Consider the following 16,636-nt stretch of genomic DNA (forward strand, 5'->3'; position numbering starts at 1 on the left):
ATGAAGACACAGCTTACTATCGCGCTGCTGCTCGCACTGGCGACGCCGTCCCTCGCTGGGATGGACTGGGCGTCCGCGCGGCTTGAAGGCGCGATGTCGGCCTATCAAACGGGCGATTACCGTACGGCGCGGCGGGGCTTCCAACGCCTTGCAGAGCATGGCTCGGCGATTGCCGAAACCATGCTTGGCGTCATGTATGCGAAGGGGCAAGGCGTTCGGGCAAGCGCAGCCGTTGCTGCCGGATGGTTCCACCGCGCGGCCAGCCGAGGCTACGGCCCCGCGCAGATTGCGCTCTCGGATGCCTTCGCGCACGGGCAGGGTGTCAGCCGAAACGTCGACGATGCCTATTTCTGGGCGCTTGCCGCCACGACCGGGGGGGACCGCAGCGCCGAGGCGTCCGGCCGTATCCGGGTCACGACACTCGGCAGATCTCTCAGTCGCGAAACCCGGGCAGAGATCGGCGAGGAGGTTCACAACTGGCGCCCGCGCGCGCAGCGGGAGCGATAAGTCGGAGGCTTTCGAAGGTGCACACGGGGTCTTGTCTGTGCGGTGCGGTGAGCTTCACGGTGGAGGGTGATCTGCCCGGGCCCGATGGCTGTCATTGCACACAATGCCGGAAACAGTCGGGCCACTTTTTCGTGTCGACCGATGTGCCTCGTTCGGCCCTCACCATCAGCGGTGCGGAAAACGTCCGCTGGTTCCGGTCCTCCGAAAGGGTACGCCGCGGCTTCTGCGCGACCTGCGGTTCATCGCTGTTCTGGGATCCGGTCGGCCGCGACTGGATGGGGATTGCGATGGGTGCCTTCAATACGCCGACGAACACGCGCCTTGCCGTGCACGTCCACACGGCCGAAAAGGGCGACTACTACGACATCGCCGACAGTGCCCCGCAGTTCACTACGGTACCGCCCCGGCCGCACTGATGGCAGTCTTAGCCGAAGTTCACCACGCCGTGCCGCTTTTTCCCCGCTGACACGCGCACCGCGCCTGCGCCTGAAACCGTCGCGGTGGCATCCGTCACGGCTTCGCCGTTCACGCGCGCGCCGCCCTGCGTGATCAGGCGCCGCGCTTCGCCCTTGGAAGCGGAAAGGCCGAGGTCGACGAGCGCATCGACGAGCGGGATCGCGCCCGCCGCGGTGATGTGCGGCAAATCCTCGCCCGCGCGGCCTTCGGCAAATGTCGCACGCGCGGTTTCCGCTGCGCCCTGCGCTGCGTCCTCGCCCCGGCACATCGCCGTCGCCGCGTTCGCGAGCGTTTCCTTGGCGGCGTTGATCTCAGCACCTTCCAGCGCTTCCAGTCGCGCGATCTCATCGAGCGGTAGGTCGGTGAACAGCTTCAGGAAGCGCCCCACATCGGCATCATGCGTGTTCCGCCAGAATTGCCAGTAATCGTAGGCGGGAAGCGACTCCTCGTTGAGCCACACGGCGCCCGCCATCGTCTTGCCCATCTTGCCACCGTCGGCGGTGGTGATGAGCGGCGTCGTCACGCCGAACACTTCGGTGCCGTCCACGCGGCGCGCGAGTTCGACACCGTTCACGATGTTGCCCCACTGGTCCGATCCGCCCATCTGCAGGCGGCAGGCGGCGCGGCGCGAGAGTTCGAGGAAGTCGTATGCCTGCAGGATCATGTAGTTGAACTCGAGGAAGCTCAGCGACTGCTCGCGCTCAAGGCGCAGCTTCACCGAATCGAAGCTCAGCATCCGGTTCACCGAAAAGTGCTGGCCGATGTCGCGAAGGAACGGGATGTATTCGAGGCGGTCGAGCCACTCGGCATTGTCGACCATCACGGCATCGGTGGGGCCGTCGCCGAAGGTCAGGAACTTCTCGAAGATGCGCTTGATCGAGGCGACGTTGCTCGCGATCGTCTCGGTCGTCATCAGCCGCCGGGCTTCGTCCTTGAAGCTCGGGTCGCCGATCTTGCCGGTGCCGCCGCCCATCAGCACGATCGGCTTGTGACCGGTCTGCTGAAGACGGCGTAGAAGCATGATCTGCACGAGGCTGCCGACATGCAGCGAGGGCGCCGTTGGATCGAAGCCGATATAGCCGGGTACGACCTGCTTCATCGCAAGCGCATCGAGCGCCGCCGCGTCGGTCTGCTGATGGATATAGCCGCGCGCATCGAGCAGGCGTAGGAGATCGGACTTGAATTGGGTCATAGCGGCCGGGCGCATAGCATGAGGGTGAGCGTATGAGTAGCGGGCTTTATCGCGCGGTTGGCCTGATGTCCGGCACGTCGATGGACGGAATCGACGCCGCGCTCATCGAAACGGACGGCGAGGGGCACGTCCGCCCGCTCGGTTTTCTCAGCGTTCCCTATGGTGAAGACACGCGCAAAAAGCTCCGTGCCTCCATCGAACGTGCGCTTGGCGTGGATGCGCCCGGCGCGGACCCGGTTATCGATGATGCCGCGCGAGAGATCACCGCGCTGCACGCCGAAGCGGTGCGCGCGCTGCTGGATGGCGCCTCCGCCGACGTCGTCGGCTTCCACGGCCAAACCATTGCGCATCGGCCGGAACGCGGCTGGACATGGCAGATCGGCGACGGCGCCGTGCTCGCCCGTGCGCTCGGCATCCCGGTGGTTGCCGACCTTCGATCGGCGGACGTCGCGGCGGGCGGGCAGGGGGCGCCGCTGCTTCCCGTCTATCACCGTGCGCTCGCCTCGGCGCTTGGCGGGCCGATCGCCGTTCTCAATCTTGGGGGCGTCGGCAATGTCACTTTCCTTGGCGCGGACGATCAGATGATCGCTTTTGATACCGGCCCGGCCAACGCGCTCATCGATGATTGGGTGCTGGCCGCGCGCGGTCTCAGCCATGATGCGGGCGGCGCGATCGCGGCGTCCGGTCACGTGCACGAGGATGTTCTGGCGCGCATGACGACGCTCGACTGGTTCGACGTTCCGCCGCCCAAGTCGCTCGATCGGCATGATTTCTCGCTGAATGCCGTCAGCGGCCTGTCGTTCGAGGATGGAGCAGCGACGCTCACCGCGTTCACGGCGGAAACCGTCCGGCTGGCACTCGCCCATCTTCCGGTGCCTCCCGCGCGGCTGCTCGTCACCGGCGGCGGGCGGCACAACGCCACGCTGATGCGGATGCTCGCAGAGCGCACGGGTGTTCCCACCGACCCGGTGGAGGCTGTGGGCTGGCGCGGCGACGCGATGGAGGCAGAAGGCTTCGCCTACATGGCGGTTCGCCGCCTCTGCGGCCTCCCCATTAGCTTCCCCGGCACCACGGGCGTACCGGCGCCCACCGTGGGCGGCGTCATCATCCAGCCCTGACGCTTCTGTATGGCGGATGGCTTGCCAAAGGGTCGCGCAATTTTCTAACAAAGCGCGCGAGTCGTCGCTGGGACCGCGGCCTGAACGAGTTTTAAGGAGAAATCGATGACATCCGGTCTTGAATTCCGCGTTACCCCCGCGACTCCGGTCCCCGCCGCGGAGCGCGCGAAGCTGCTTGAAAACCCGGGATTCGGAAAGCTTTTCACCGATCACATGGTGACGATCGAGTGGAGCGAGGGCAAAGGCTGGCACGACGCCGAAGTACGTGCCCGTGCGCCTTTCGCGCTCGATCCGGCGGCGGCCGTGCTGCACTACGCGCAGGAAATCTTCGAAGGCATGAAGGCGTACCGCGGTCGTGGCGGCGAGATCACCATGTTTCGCCCCGAAGAGAACGCGCGCCGGTTCAACGAGTCGGCGGACCGCATGGCGATGCCGCGCATTCCTGAAGAGCTCTTTGTCGAGGCGGTGGAAAAGCTCGTCGCCCTCGACCGCGACTGGATTCCGGACGGCGAAGGCAGCCTCTATCTCCGCCCGTTCATGTTCTCGGACGAGGTGTTTCTCGGCGTCAGGCCTGCCGCGCACTATATCTTCTGCGTGATCGCGAGCCCGGTCGGTCCTTATTTCAAGGGCGGCGACAAGCCGGTCACGATCTGGGTTTCGGACAATTACACGCGCGCGGCGCCGGGCGGCACCGGCGCGGCGAAGTGCGGCGGCAACTATGCCGGCAGCCTCATCGCGCAGGCGGAGGCGATCCGTCAGGGTTGCGATCAGGTCGTGTTCCTCGATGCGGCCGAGCGCCGCTGGGTCGAGGAACTGGGCGGCATGAATGTCTTCTTCGTGATGGAAGACGGCAGCATCATCACCCCGCCGCTCGGCACGATCCTCCCCGGCATCACGCGCGCGTCGCTCATCGAGCTCGCGCGGGCAGATGGCGTCAAGGTGGAAGAAAAGCCCTACAGCTTCGATGAATGGAAGGCGGACGCGGAAAGCGGTCGTCTGCGCGAGGTGTTCGCGTGCGGCACCGCGGCGGTCGTCGCAGCGATCGGCACGGTTCGCTATCGGGGCGGCGAGTTCACCATCGGTGACGGCATGACGACGGGCCCCGTCACGCAGAAGCTGCGCGAGGCGCTCGTCGGCATCCAGCGTGGAGAGTCGAACGACGAGCGCGGCTGGATTCGCAAGGTCGCCTGATCACAGGCAAAGAAAAAGCCCCCGGTCTCATGCGAGGCCGGGGGCTTTTTTGTGCGTTTCCTAGCGGTCCGTCGCGAGCCGCATGTCGAGGTAAGTGTCGATCACGCCCATCAGTTCGTTCATCTCGTTCGCGAAGAAGTGGTTCGCGCCGGGAACGGTCTCATACGTGATCGTGATGTGCTTCTGGGTTTTCAGCTTGTCGACGAGCTTCTGAACCGCGCCGTGCGCGACCACTTCGTCGGCAAGGCCTTGCACGATGAGGCCCGACGAGGGGCAGGGGGCAAGGAAGCCGAAGTCGTACATGTTCGCGGGCGGTGCTACCGAAATGAAGCCCTTGATCTCCGGGCGGCGCATCAGCAGCTGCATCCCGATCCACGCGCCGAAGCTGAAGCCGCCAACCCAGGTGACGGGCGCTTCCGGATTGAACTGCTGCAGCCAGTCAAGCGCGCTCGCTGCGTCCGAAAGCTCGCCGACGCCCTGGTCGAACGTACCCTGGCTGCGGCCGACACCCCGGAAGTTGAAACGCAGCGTTGCGAAGCCGCGCCGCACGAACGACTGGTACATCGCCTGCACAATGGCGTTGTTCATCGTGCCGCCGCCCTGCGGGTGCGGGTGGAGTAGAATGGCGACGGGTGAGCGCGGCTTGTTGCCGGGCTGATAGCGTCCCTCGAGCCGGCCTTCCGGTCCGGGGAAAATCACTTCGGGCATCTATGGTCCTGATACTGTGCGCGTGAAAGCGCATCCCTATATAGGAAACACCCTTCCGAACTCAATGAATGAGTCGCGGGGATGGCAAGGTAGTGATTTGACGCAGCGTATCTATCTCGATTGGAATGCCACCGCACCGATGTCGGCGTGTGCGGCAGAGGCGATGGCCGAGGCAGCCCGCGCCTGGGCCAATCCGTCGTCCGTCCATGCCGAAGGGCGCCGTGCGAAGGCGCTTCTGGAAGATTGCCGCGACCGCATCGCCGCCGCACTTGGCGCCTTTCCGCAGCAGATCGTGTTCACGAGCGGCGGCACCGAGGCGCTGGCCCTCGCGCTGAACGGTGCGAAGGCGAGCCGCCGCCTCGTCCTTGCGACCGAACACGCCGCCGTCCTCGCCGCTGCGCCGGACGCGGAGATCGTTCCTGTTGACGCAAACGGCCTCGCCCGGCTTCCGGCGCTGGAGGCCGGCGATCTTCTCGCCGTTGGACACGCCAACAACGAAACCGGCGTCATCCAGCCGATCGCCGAGATCGTTGAAGCTGCCCACGCCGCCGGTGCGCGCGTCGTTTGTGATGCGGTACAGACCGCCGGCAAACTGCCGCTTCCGCCAGCCGATTTCGTGGTCCTCTCAGGGCACAAGCTCGGCGGTCCACCGGGCGTCGGCGTCCTTGTCGTGCGCTGCGCCGACGACTTCTCTGCGATCCAGAGGGGCGGCGGGCAGGAGCGCGGGCTTCGCGGCGGCACCGAGAACCTCATCGGCATCGCCGGTTTTGCAGCAGCGCTTGAAGCTCGCCGCGCGGACACGGATTGGCTCGCCCGCGCAGGCGAACTGCGGGATCGTATGGAGGCGCGCTTCGCGGCCCTAGGTGCCGAAATCGTCGCCGCGTCCGCGCCCCGCCTGCCGACGACGAGCATGATCCGCATGGCGGGCGTTCCCGCCGCCACCCAGCTCATCCGGTTCGATATGGCAGGCATTGCCGTTTCCAGCGGCTCGGCTTGCTCCTCGGGCAAGGTCGGTGCCAGCCATGTGCTTGCCGCGATGGGCATGGGCCCTGCGGCTGCGGAGGTCATCCGTGTCAGCCTCGGCTGGACAACGACCGAGGCTGAAATCGATGCCTTCTGCGCGGCATGGGAAGTCGCCGCCTCGGCAAGGCAGGCGGCATGAACATCTATCTCGACTATCAGGCGACGACGCCTGCTGATCCCGCCGCCGTCGCCGCGATGCAGCCCTTCTGGACGGCGAAGTTCGGCAACCCGCACAGCAATCATCGCTTTGGTTGGGAGGCGGAAGCGGCCGTGGACGTCGCCCGCGGCCAACTCGCACAGCTTCTGAATGTTCAGCCGGAATCCGTTGTTTTCACAAGCGGAGCGACCGAAGCAAATAACCTCGCGTTGAAGGGCGTGATGGCCCGCGCCGCGCGTCGTCGCCTCGTCACCGTCGCCACGGAGCACAGCTGCGTCCTCGAAACTGCGCGCTATCTCGAAGCGCGCGGTTTCGTGCTCACAGTGCTCGGCGTCGGCGCGGACGGCCTCATCGATCTCGCCGCCCTCGAAGCCGCGCTCGGTCCCGATGTGGCGCTCGTTTCCGTCATGGCGGTCAACAACGAGATCGGCGTCGTTCAGCCGATCGCTGAGATCGCTGCTGCCGCTCACGCCGCCGGCGCGCTGTTCCACTGCGACGCTGCGCAGGGCTTCGGCAAGATCCCGCTCGACATGCCGGGGTTCGGCATCGATCTCATCAGCCTGTCGGCGCACAAGATTTACGGGCCAAAGGGCATCGGTGCGCTTGTCCTCCGCCCCGGTCTCGATCTCGAACCGCAGATGCACGGCGGCGGGCAGGAAGGGGGCGGCCTTCGTTCCGGCACCCTCGCCACGCCGCTTGCTGTCGGTTTCGGCAAGGCCGCAGAGATCGCGGGCGCGCGCATGGAGGAAGATGCTGCCCATGCCGAAGCGCTGTGGGAGGCTTTCCTTGCCGCGCTCCATGTGCCCCAGGTCATCAACGGCAGCACCGCGCACCGCTGGCGCGGCAACATCAACCTGCGCTTCGAAGGGCTGGATGGCGACCGCCTGATCGCGGACCTCCGCCGTCTCTCCATCTCATCGGGCGCTGCGTGCGCAAGCGCGAAGGGGCGGCACAGCCACGTTCTCGAAGCGCTCGGGCTCAGCCGCGCGCAGGCAAAGGCGAGCCTCCGTATAGGCTGGGGACGTTTCTCGACCGAAGACGAGGTGCGCGCCGCTGCTGCAATGATTGAAGAGGCGGTGCTTATGCAGCGGAGGACAGCGGCGTGACGTTGGTACGGTTCATATCGGCGGACGGCGCCAAGGTCGTCGAGGTGGAAGCCACGCCGGGCGAGCGTGTGCTGGAGATCGCGCAGCTGCATGATCAGCCGCTGGAAGGCGTCTGCGAAGGCCAGATGGCCTGCTCCACCTGCCACGTCATCGTCGCGGAGCGGCATGCAGCTCTGCTGCCGCGCCCAAGCGTGGAGGAAGAGGACATGCTCGATTTCGCCTACGGCGTCACGCGCAACTCGCGGCTCGCCTGCCAGCTTTACACGGCTGAAGACTTGGCGGAGCTTGAGATGCGCATGCCCGCCGGCGCGGTGAACATGCAAAGTCGCTAGATTCTGTCTTTCTTTCGGTGATTGGAAAGGGTCGGAGAAGAATTCTGCCAATCAATAAAAAGTTTTGGGTTAAACCTGCTCATAATGGGGACTTTGGTGCCCGTATCGGCCAAAAATGCGACTTTGAGGCGTTGTAACAATCTTGCGCGAAAAAGGATAAGGCAGTATAACTGACCTATTGAGGGAGAATCGATACATGGCCACCAAGCCCGCCATCACGCTCAGCGACAAGTATCTGCTCGAAGACGGGCGTGTGTTCATGAGCGGTGTGCAGTCGCTGGTCCGGCTTCCCCTCATCCAGAAAGCACGGGACCGCGCCGCCGGCATCAACACCGCAGGCTTCATCTCGGGCTATCGCGGCTCGCCGCTCGGCACCTACGATCAGGAACTCTGGCGGGCGAAGAAGCTCCTCGAAGCGCAGGACGTTCGTTTCGTTCCGGGCGTCAATGAAGAGCTTGGCGCCACCGCCGTCTGGGGCACGCAGCACGTCGGACTCAATCCGCACCGCAAGTTCGATGGCGTGTTCGGCATCTGGTACGGTAAAGGCCCGGGCCTCGACCGCGCTATGGACGTGCTGAAGCACGCGAACGCCGCAGGCACCTCGCAGCACGGCGGCGTCCTCGCCCTCGTCGGCGACGACCACGGCGCCAAGTCCTCCACGCTGCCGCACCAGTCGGACCACAATTTTCTCGCCGCGTTTGTGCCGTTCCTCTACCCGGCGAGCGTCGATGAATATGTCGAATACGGCCTGCTCGGCATCGCCATGTCGCGTTTCGCCAGCACGTGGGTCGGCTTCAAGGCGACCGCCGACACGGTCGAAACCTCCGCGACAATCGACCTTGCGAAAGAGCATCGCCGTATCATCGTGCCCGGCGACTTCGAAATGCCCGAAGGCGGTCTCGGCATCCGCGAAGGCGACATCTGGCGCGAAGAAGACACGCGCCTTCAGCGCTACAAGGGCTTTGCGGCGATGGCCTTCGCAAAGGCGAACGGCATCGATCGCACGGTGTGGGACACGCCGCGTCCGCGCTTCGGCATCATCACCACCGGCAAGGCCTATGCCGATACGATGGAAGCGCTGGATGCGCTCGGCATTGACGAGCACGTGGCACGCGATATCGGGCTTCGCATCTACAAGGTCGGTATGCCCTGGCCGCTGGAGCCTGACGGCATCCGCCAGTTCTGCGAAGGGCTCGAGGAAATCCTCATCATCGAGGAAAAGCGCGAGTTCATCGAGCATCAGGTTCGCTGGCAGCTCTACAACTGGCGCGAGGACGTGCGTCCCCGCATCGTCGGCAAGCAGGACGAGCGCGGCGAATGGCTGCTCAGCCCGGATAACGAGCTGACCCCCGGCATGATCGCGCACGTGATCGCTAGCCGAATCCAGAAATATCACGATACGGAACGAATTCGCGCCCGCCTCGCCTTTTTCGAAGAGCGGGCGAGAACGTCGGAAAGCTACACGCCGCCGATCAAGCGCGCGCCTTACTTCTGCTCGGGCTGCCCGCACAACACCTCGACCAAGGTGCCGGAAGGCAGCCGTGCAATGGCGGGCATCGGCTGTCACATCATGTCGATGTGGATGGACCGGGAGACCGGCAACTTCACGCAGATGGGTGGGGAAGGCGTGCCGTGGATCGGTGAAGCGCCGTTCGTCGACGAGCCGCATATCTACGCGAACCTCGGCGACGGCACCTATTTCCACTCCGGTATTCTCGCCGTGCGCCAGTCGATCGCGGCGGGCGTCAACATCACGTACAAGATCCTTTATAACGACGCTGTTGCGATGACCGGCGGACAGCCGCACGACGGTGACATCACCGTGGCGCAGATCGCCGCGCAGATGCTGGCCGAAGGCGCGAAGAAGGTCGTCGTCCTTACCGAGGATATGTCGCGCTACGAAGGTGAAACCGTCTCCGGCGTGCCCGTGAAGGACCGCGATCATCTTCCCGCCATCCAGAACGAGTTCCGCGAGACCAAGGGCACCACGGTCATCATCTACGACCAGACCTGCGCCGCGGAAAAGCGCCGCCGCCGCAAGAAGGGCAAGTTCCCCGATCCCGATCGCCGCGTGTTCATCAACACTGCTGTCTGCGAAGGCTGCGGCGACTGCTCGGTGCAGTCGAACTGTGTGTCGGTGGAGCCGGTGGAGACCGAATTCGGCCGCAAGCGCCGCATCAACCAGTCGAGCTGCAACAAGGACTTCTCGTGCCTGAAGGGCTTCTGCCCCAGCTTCGTCACCGTTGAAGGCGCGCAGATCAAAAAGGCCAAGTCGGCGGATGTCGACCTGTCGGATGTACCGCAGCCTGCGCTGAACGCGCCCGGCCACGGATACAACATCTTCGTCACCGGGATCGGGGGCACCGGCGTGCTCACCATCTCGGCGCTGCTCGGCATGGCCGCGCATATCGAAGGCAAGGCGTCGACAACGGCCGACATGGCGGGCCTCGCGCAGAAGGGCGGGGCGGTTTACAGCCACGTTCGCCTCGCTGATCGCAACGATCAGCTGCTCAGCCCGCGCATTATCGCCGGCTCGGCGGACCTCGTGCTTGCGTTCGATGCGGTGGTTGCGGTGGACAAGGCCGCGCAGAATCTGATGCTGCCGAACCGTACGGCGGTGGTCGCGAACGCGAACATTTCGCCGGTCAGCGATTTCGTTCGGAACCGCGATCTCGATTTCCAGAATGCGGCCATCGAGCGTGCGATCCGCAAGGTTGCGAACCCCAACGCCACAACCTTCGTGAAGGCCGACGAGATCGCGACCGCGCTGCTCGGTGATGCCATCGGCACCAACATGCTGATGCTCGGCTACGCGTGGCAGCAGGGCCTTGTTCCACTCGCGCTGGAAAGCATCGATGCGGCGATCGACCTCAATGGTGTCGCCATTCCCTTCAACAAGCGCGCCTTCGCGCTTGGGCGGCTGCTCGCGCACCGGCCGGACAAAGTGCTGGCGATGGTCGAGGAGGCCAAGGGGCCGGCGGCAGAGCCGCTTTCCGAAACACTGGATGACCTTGTCGCCCGCCGCGTGAACGACCTCACGGCCTATCAGAACGCCGACTACGCCGGCCGCTATGCCGCCCGGATCGCGGCGGTGCGCGCAGCTGAGCAGGCTGCGAGCCCGGACAGCGAATGCCTGACACAGGCGGCAGCGCGCTCGCTCTACAAGCTCATGGCCTACAAGGATGAGTACGAAGTCGGCCGCCTTTATACCGATGGCCGTTTCGCCGCGGCGATCGGTCAGCAATTCGGCGGCGACTACAAGATGAAGGTGCAGCTTTCCCCGCCGCTCTTCGCGCGTCCTGATCCGCGTACGGGGCGCCCTAAGAAATACGAGTTTGGCGCATGGATTATGCCGGTGTTCAAGGTGCTGGCGAAGCTGAAGGGGCTGCGCGGCACGCCGCTCGACGTCTTCGGTTATTCGCAGGAGCGCAAGGACGAGCGCGCGGCTATTGCCGCGTTCGAGGCTGATCTTGATCGGTTGGTCGCCGGTCTTCGTGCCGACAACATCGCGCTAGCCACGTCCATCGCGTCATTGCCGCTCGACGTTCGCGGCTACGGCCCGGTCAAGGAAGAGGCGGTGAAGAAAGTCGCGGCCCGCGCTGCGGCTCTCTGGGCGAAGTGGCCGGGCGAGGAGCTCCGGCAGGCAGCATGAGCAAAAAAAGCCCGGTGAGCAGGGCCCACCGGGCTTTTTGTTGAGTGAGACCGCGCTTTACTGGTCGGCGGCGTCGCGGACGGCGTCAGCCTTGTCTTCCATGGCGTCGGCTTTCGCTTCGCCCGCTTCGCGAACGGTTTCAGCCTTGTTCTCCATCGACTGTTCGGTGGTCGAATCGACCCCGTCCAGCGTCGGGTCCATGTTGTCCGCAGCGTCTTCCATCTGGTCCGCCTGCGCATCCGCGCTATCGCGCATCGCGTCAGCCTGATCTTCGATGGCGTCTGCGCGGTCTTCCGCCTTCTGCTCAGCTGGGCTGTTGCAGGCGGCAAGTGCGCTGAACGCCGTCATTGCCGCAGCCGCGGTGGCGATTCGAAAAACCCTGGAATGCATAGCGATCTCCTTATCCTCGGTCCCCCCATAACACCGCGCCGCCCCGTTGGTTCCGAAAGACACGATTGCGGTTGTCTCCGTGCTTGGTTAAGGAGCGCATCGATTATGCAGAACGAGAACAAAATTCGAACGCTGTGGCTGATTGGCTGCGGTAACATGGGGAGCGCGCTGCTCGCCCGCTGGACGGATGCGGCAGAAACCATCGTGGTCGTGGATCCAGGTTCGCCGCAGTTGCCTGATGGCGTCGAGCATCTTTCCGCACTGCCTGCGGGCGTGCTGCCGCGTCCCGACGTGGTCGTGCTTGCGGTAAAGCCGCAGGTCGCGCCGACCGCGCTCGCCGGACTCCCGGCGCTTGTGGGGCCGGAAACGGTCGTCATCTCGATCATGGCTGGCACGATGCTCGCCGATCTCTCTGCCTTCGCGGGTGAAGCCGTGCCCGTTCGTGCCATGCCGAACACGCCCGCCGCCGTCGGCAAGGGCGTCACCGCGCTCTATGCCAACGGCCTCCCCGAAGCCGCACGCGTCTCGGTCGAGGCACTCTTCGAACGCGCCGGCTCGGTCGTCTGGCTCGAATCAGAAAACCAGTTCGACGCCGTCACTGCCGTCTCCGGCTCCGGCCCGGCGTACGTCTTCCGCTTCATCGAAGCCCTTGCCGCGGCCGGCGAAGCCGCGGGCCTCCCGCCGGAACTCGCTGAAAAGCTCGCCCGCGCCACGGTCGTCGGCGCTTCGGCTCTCGCAGAGGTCGACCCGCGCAGTCCCCGCGATCTCCGCGCTGCCGTCACCTCGCCGGGCGGTACGACGCAGGCTGGCCTCGAAGCGCTTGATGCGGACCCTGGCCTTCCTGCGATGGTTCGCGCCGCCGTCCGCGCTGCGGCCGCGCGCTCGAAGGAACTTGCGGAAGGGCGTTAATCGCCCTGCTGAAGGTCGCCCACGGCCTCACGCAGATCAGGCGGCAGCAGCCCGCGCAGCACCGACCAGAAACCGCCCACCGATTGCTGCCCGGCCTCCGCGTAGGCCTCGGCCATGCGACGGCGCAAAAGATCGAAGAGCTCATGCTCGAACGTCTTGCCCGCCTCGGTCAGGAAAAGCCGGCGCTGCCGCCGGTCCCGCTCGCCGACCTTCTGCTCGACAAGACCGCCCTCCTGAAGATCGGTCAGCACCCGCCCGAGCGATTGCTTGGTGATGTCGAGCAGTCGCAAAAGCTCCGAGACAGTGAGCCCAGGTTGGCGCGCCACGAAATACAGTGCACGGTGATGTGCACGGCCATAGGGCGTGCCGGCGAGCTTGTCGTCTGCCCGCTTGATCAAGCTGGAATAGCCGAAATACAGAAGCTCAATACCGCGGCGAACCTCAGCCTCGCGAAGGAACAGCGGTGACGGAGGCATGAAAGAGTCAGCCATATTGACGTATCTTGCATGGATCACGCCTCGGGAGAAGGTGCGAAAAATCGGTACGCACCGGTTATGGCTTTGATGCACGCAATCGTGGATGTGTGAACTGAGTCACACCTCAGCCCTTAAACTGAACTTCCGGTCGGAACGATTTTTTAACGACTTGATTTTGTAATACTTGCGCTTTAGTTCCGCTCGCGGTTGGGGAATGCAAGTTGATAAAAAAAGAGGCTGGGACCTTGTCCCGTCCCCAGGCACAGGCATGTAGTATGAAATTGCGAGTTCAGGCTCTGGCGGCGCTCTGTATTTCTGCCGTATTCATTGTTACTCCCTCTCCCGTCTCACAGGGCCAGGCGAGCAGTGCTTATCAGCGCTATCATGCTGATAACGCTCTCTTTGCGCAGGATCGCAATGAAGTGGATTTTGAGCGCATCGACGACGAAACTCTGAAGGCCGTTGAAGCTCTTCTTTCAGATTAAGCACAGGCTGCGCCGCTACCTGTCTCGATATGGGGCAGGGGCGAGTTGACGGGCATTTCTCGCCTATCTATCAGGCATGACAACCACTTTGATCGGGAGAGGGCTGGGCATGGCAATCGTGCGCGCGGCGTCGAGTGCAATACATGCTTGGGCGGTGGGAGCGGTGCGGCGATCACTGCAGCTCGTCCTGATTCTCGGTTTGGCGTTTCCAGCTGCGGCGCAGGTCGATCCGCGCGTGATCGAGCAATTACAGGGGCGGCTCCAAGGCACCCAAGATGCTGGCGCACAGCTCGATCAGGCACGCGAACAGAACAGGCGCGTCACGCTGCCGTCGAATACGGACCAGACCAGCGAGGAACGCGAACTCCGCCGCCAGCAATCAAGGATTCAGCTGAATTCCCTCTATCTGCCGTCACCGGTCGAGCAACAGTATCGGGAGCGGCTTGGCGATCCGTCGCTTCGGCAGTTTGGCTATGATCTGTTCCGCGTTTCCGAAGGGGGTTCCGGCCCCGTAACGGGCGAGGTTTCCGATGGTTACGTACTTGGGCCGGGCGATGAACTGGTCGTCACGTTTCAGGGCGCCACAAATAACAGTCAAAGCGCGCGCGTGGCCCGGGATGGTCGGCTGATTGTCGGCAGCCTGCCTCCCATCCGCGCTGCGGGCCGGACGCTGGGTTCGGTACGCACTTCGCTATCCCAGGCCACGCGTCAGAACCTGCTTGGTACCGACGTGTTCGTCTCGCTGGGCGGTGTGCGTTCGGCGACGGTGCTCGTTGGCGGCGAGGTCGAGCGGCCGGGGCAATATCAGGTCACTGCGCTGTCCGACGTCGCGAACGCGATTGCGCTTGCTGGAGGTGTCCGCAAGGCCGGTAGTCTTCGGAACATCCGTCTCGTCCGGGGCGGGGTGACACGCACGGTCGATCTCTACGGACTGCTCGGTATCGGAACGGCATCGCGTATCCGCGTGCAGGATGGCGACCGCATCGTTGTACCCGTGGTGGGCAATACGGTCGCCGTCACCGGTTCTGTTGCGCGCCCTGGAATCTACGAGATTCAGGGCTCGGCGAGCGTCAGCGATGTCATCGCTTATGCCGGCGGCGCGCTTTACCCTCGCGGATACCAGATTTCGATCAGCCGCATCGGAGACGACGGGCGCGAGATTTTCGTCCGTCCGCAGGGAACAGCCGCCGCTATCTGGTCGGGGGATGGAGTGCAGGTGCTTTCGGGCAGTGCAGGTGCAGCCTTTGATCGAGTCATGCTTGCCGGCCACGTCCGAAATCCCGGCGCGCGAGCGCTTGCCGCTGTCCCGACGCTCGCCGATCTGATTGGCAGGCCCGAGGATTTGCAACTCGGCACCTATATGCCAATGGCGATCATCATCCGGCGCAATGCACTCACCGGTATGCGCACCTATGAAGCGGCAGACCTGCGCAGCGCGCTTGATCGCAGTCGCCCCGTGGCGCTTCGCGGCGATGATCGTGTGTATGTGTTCAGTGCCGAGGACATCGCCTTCCTGAACTCAAGCGCCACACGCCAGATTATTCTGGGGCAGGACAACCCGAAGCCGCAATGCTACGCGCTTGAAAAGCTCCAAAGTCTCGTTGCGGATACGCAATCACCTCGTTTTAACGTCATTACGCGCGGCACGATCACCGTCGAGCGCGAGGGACGCGACGTGGCCGCAAGCGCCGGACGCGCGCTTACTGGTGCGGGAACGAGCGGATCCAATGAATCGCTGGAGGCGGTTCGTACACGGCCCCTGCAGGACGTCGAGAGGATGGAGCGTGTGGCGGCCCGGACGCGGGGCGAGAGCGATCGAGACCAGCAATATGACCGGAACGAGATTGAAGAATCGGATGCCGAAAAACTCGCGCGTAAGAATCGCGAGTGCCCTGCTGTGTTCGAGGATGTTCCAGAACTCCTTCCTGTCCTGATCGAGCACAGCGTCAGCGTGGGCGGCGCCGTTCGCCGACCGGGTGCCTATCCCGTGGCAGGGTCGATCTCTGCCGATGCACTTGTCTCAGCGTCTGATGGTGTCATGGCAAACGTGCGTGGCCCTGTGTTGGATATCACCCCGGCGAGCGGGCCGTTTACGCGCTATGAAATGGCGCCGGGTCAGGAAGACCGGCTTGCCAATGTTCTTGTGAGCGCTGGCGACGACATCCGCATTACGGCGAACAATGCGGCTTATGAAGCCGGTGCGGTGCTGTTGACGGGAGAGTTCAACAGTCCGGGCCTCTATACGATCCGCAAGGGCGAGCGGCTTTCGGAGCTCATCGCCCGTGCTGGCGGTCTCACCGATCAGGCGTATCCCTATGGCGGTGTCTTCACGCGCAGGAGTGTTCGGGAACAGCAGCAGGATGGCTTCCAGCGTACCGCGCGTGAACTCAACACCTCGCTGCTTGCTCTGGCGGCACAGGAAAATGTGAACGGGCAATCGATTATCGCTGCGGGGGATTTGATCAAGACCTTGTCAGAGACCGAGGCTGTCGGGCGCATGGTGGTTGAAGCCGATCCCCGCGTGCTTGCCCAGCGACCTGACCTCGATCCCATACTCGATGGCGGTGACACGCTGCACATCCCCAAGAAGCCGACTTACGTGCTCGCGCTTGGCGATGTCTCCAACCCGGGCGCCGTCCAGTTCCAGCCGGGAAAGTCGGTTTCGGAGTATGTCTCGGAGGTTGGCGGAACGCAGTCCACGGCGGACGATGGTCGGGTGTTCCTGGTTCTGCCGAACGGCAGCGCGCAGCCGGTCCGGTCCAGTTTTTGGCGGCGTTCCAATGTCGTCGTGCCGCCGGGCAGCACGATCATCGTGCCGAAGAACCTGCAACCGCTCAGGACTCTTGGTATCGTTCGTGATGTAGCAACCATTTTCGGGCAATTGGCGACCGCCGTCGCTTCTATCGCGATTCTGGCGGACCGGAACAACTAGTC

The 16,636-nt window shown here is 64.2% G+C and carries 15 protein-coding genes; 11 read left to right on the forward strand and 4 right to left on the reverse strand.

Annotation, left to right across the window (positions count from 1 at the left end):
- Both DFR51_RS15285 and DFR51_RS15290 read left to right on the forward strand, forming a co-directional pair.
- A complete protein-coding gene (locus DFR51_RS15285) occupies window positions 1-507 on the forward strand; it encodes a tetratricopeptide repeat protein (RefSeq protein ID WP_121052785.1) in 507 nt (168 codons plus the stop codon).
- A 17-nt stretch (window positions 508-524) separates the two neighbouring features.
- Window positions 525-923, forward strand: coding sequence for a GFA family protein (locus DFR51_RS15290; RefSeq protein ID WP_121052787.1), 399 nt, complete (start codon window positions 525-527; stop codon window positions 921-923).
- 8 nt (window positions 924-931) lie between these two features.
- Here the strand turns inward: DFR51_RS15290 and tyrS are convergent, their stop codons facing one another.
- Entirely contained in the window at window positions 932-2,155 is a 1,224-nt protein-coding gene (gene tyrS / locus DFR51_RS15295; protein ID WP_121052789.1) for a tyrosine--tRNA ligase, read from the reverse strand.
- 32 nt (window positions 2,156-2,187) lie between these two features.
- Between tyrS and DFR51_RS15300 the strand changes: the two genes are divergently transcribed.
- Window positions 2,188-3,273, forward strand: a complete 1,086-nt coding sequence (locus DFR51_RS15300; protein WP_121052792.1) for an anhydro-N-acetylmuramic acid kinase — start codon at window positions 2,188-2,190, stop codon at window positions 3,271-3,273.
- 105 nt (window positions 3,274-3,378) lie between these two features.
- On the forward strand, window positions 3,379-4,464 hold the full coding sequence (locus DFR51_RS15305) for a branched-chain amino acid aminotransferase (protein WP_121052794.1): 1,086 nt from the start codon (window positions 3,379-3,381) through the stop codon (window positions 4,462-4,464).
- 60 nt (window positions 4,465-4,524) lie between these two features.
- Here the strand turns inward: DFR51_RS15305 and DFR51_RS15310 are convergent, their stop codons facing one another.
- Entirely contained in the window at window positions 4,525-5,172 is a 648-nt protein-coding gene (locus DFR51_RS15310) for an alpha/beta hydrolase (protein WP_121052796.1), read from the reverse strand.
- A gap of 97 nt (window positions 5,173-5,269) precedes the next feature.
- Here DFR51_RS15310 and DFR51_RS15315 point away from each other — a divergent pair, with 97 nt between their 5' ends.
- The 4 genes from DFR51_RS15315 to DFR51_RS15330 all read left to right on the forward strand — a co-directional run bounded on the left by DFR51_RS15315 (window position 5,270) and on the right by DFR51_RS15330 (window position 11,442).
- The gene (locus DFR51_RS15315) at window positions 5,270-6,334 is read left to right on the forward strand and encodes a cysteine desulfurase family protein (protein ID WP_243445444.1); all 1,065 of its coding nucleotides are present in this window, start codon (window positions 5,270-5,272) and stop codon (window positions 6,332-6,334) included.
- The gene (locus DFR51_RS15320; RefSeq protein WP_243446572.1) at window positions 6,298-7,458 is read left to right on the forward strand and encodes a cysteine desulfurase family protein; all 1,161 of its coding nucleotides are present in this window, start codon (window positions 6,298-6,300) and stop codon (window positions 7,456-7,458) included. The genes DFR51_RS15315 and DFR51_RS15320 overlap by 37 nt, the downstream gene beginning before the upstream one ends.
- Window positions 7,455-7,790 carry a 2Fe-2S iron-sulfur cluster-binding protein gene (locus DFR51_RS15325; RefSeq protein ID WP_121052800.1) on the forward strand — a complete coding sequence of 112 codons (336 nt, stop codon included), beginning with the start codon at window positions 7,455-7,457 and terminating at the stop codon, window positions 7,788-7,790. The genes DFR51_RS15320 and DFR51_RS15325 overlap by 4 nt, the downstream gene beginning before the upstream one ends.
- 196 nt (window positions 7,791-7,986) lie before the next feature.
- Window positions 7,987-11,442: an indolepyruvate ferredoxin oxidoreductase family protein gene (locus tag DFR51_RS15330; RefSeq protein ID WP_121052802.1), complete on the forward strand. Its 3,456-nt coding sequence runs from the start codon at window positions 7,987-7,989 to the stop codon at window positions 11,440-11,442.
- A gap of 57 nt (window positions 11,443-11,499) precedes the next feature.
- Here DFR51_RS15330 and DFR51_RS15335 read toward each other — a convergent pair whose 3' ends face one another.
- On the reverse strand, window positions 11,500-11,832 hold the full coding sequence (locus DFR51_RS15335) for a hypothetical protein (RefSeq protein ID WP_121052804.1): 333 nt from the start codon (window positions 11,830-11,832) through the stop codon (window positions 11,500-11,502).
- A 105-nt stretch (window positions 11,833-11,937) separates the two neighbouring features.
- Here DFR51_RS15335 and proC point away from each other — a divergent pair, with 105 nt between their 5' ends.
- Window positions 11,938-12,741 (forward strand): pyrroline-5-carboxylate reductase, encoded by an 804-nt coding sequence (proC, locus tag DFR51_RS15340; RefSeq protein ID WP_121052806.1) that lies wholly within the window; start codon window positions 11,938-11,940, stop codon window positions 12,739-12,741.
- Here the strand turns inward: proC and DFR51_RS15345 are convergent.
- On the reverse strand, window positions 12,738-13,232 hold the full coding sequence (locus DFR51_RS15345; protein WP_121052808.1) for a MarR family winged helix-turn-helix transcriptional regulator: 495 nt from the start codon (window positions 13,230-13,232) through the stop codon (window positions 12,738-12,740). The two genes, proC and DFR51_RS15345, sit on opposite strands and share 4 nt — an antisense overlap.
- 260 nt (window positions 13,233-13,492) lie before the next feature.
- Here DFR51_RS15345 and DFR51_RS18845 point away from each other — a divergent pair, with 260 nt between their 5' ends.
- Complete coding sequence (locus DFR51_RS18845; RefSeq protein WP_126494957.1) at window positions 13,493-13,702, forward strand: hypothetical protein; 210 nt, start codon at window positions 13,493-13,495, stop codon at window positions 13,700-13,702.
- A gap of 76 nt (window positions 13,703-13,778) precedes the next feature.
- The gene (locus DFR51_RS15350; RefSeq protein ID WP_121052810.1) at window positions 13,779-16,634 is read left to right on the forward strand and encodes an SLBB domain-containing protein; all 2,856 of its coding nucleotides are present in this window, start codon (window positions 13,779-13,781) and stop codon (window positions 16,632-16,634) included.
- The last annotated feature ends 2 nt before the right edge of the window (window positions 16,635-16,636 follow it).

Source organism: Sphingosinicella microcystinivorans, from assembly GCF_003634215.1.
In the GTDB taxonomy this organism is placed as follows: Bacteria; Pseudomonadota; Alphaproteobacteria; order Sphingomonadales; family Sphingomonadaceae; genus Sphingosinicella; species Sphingosinicella microcystinivorans.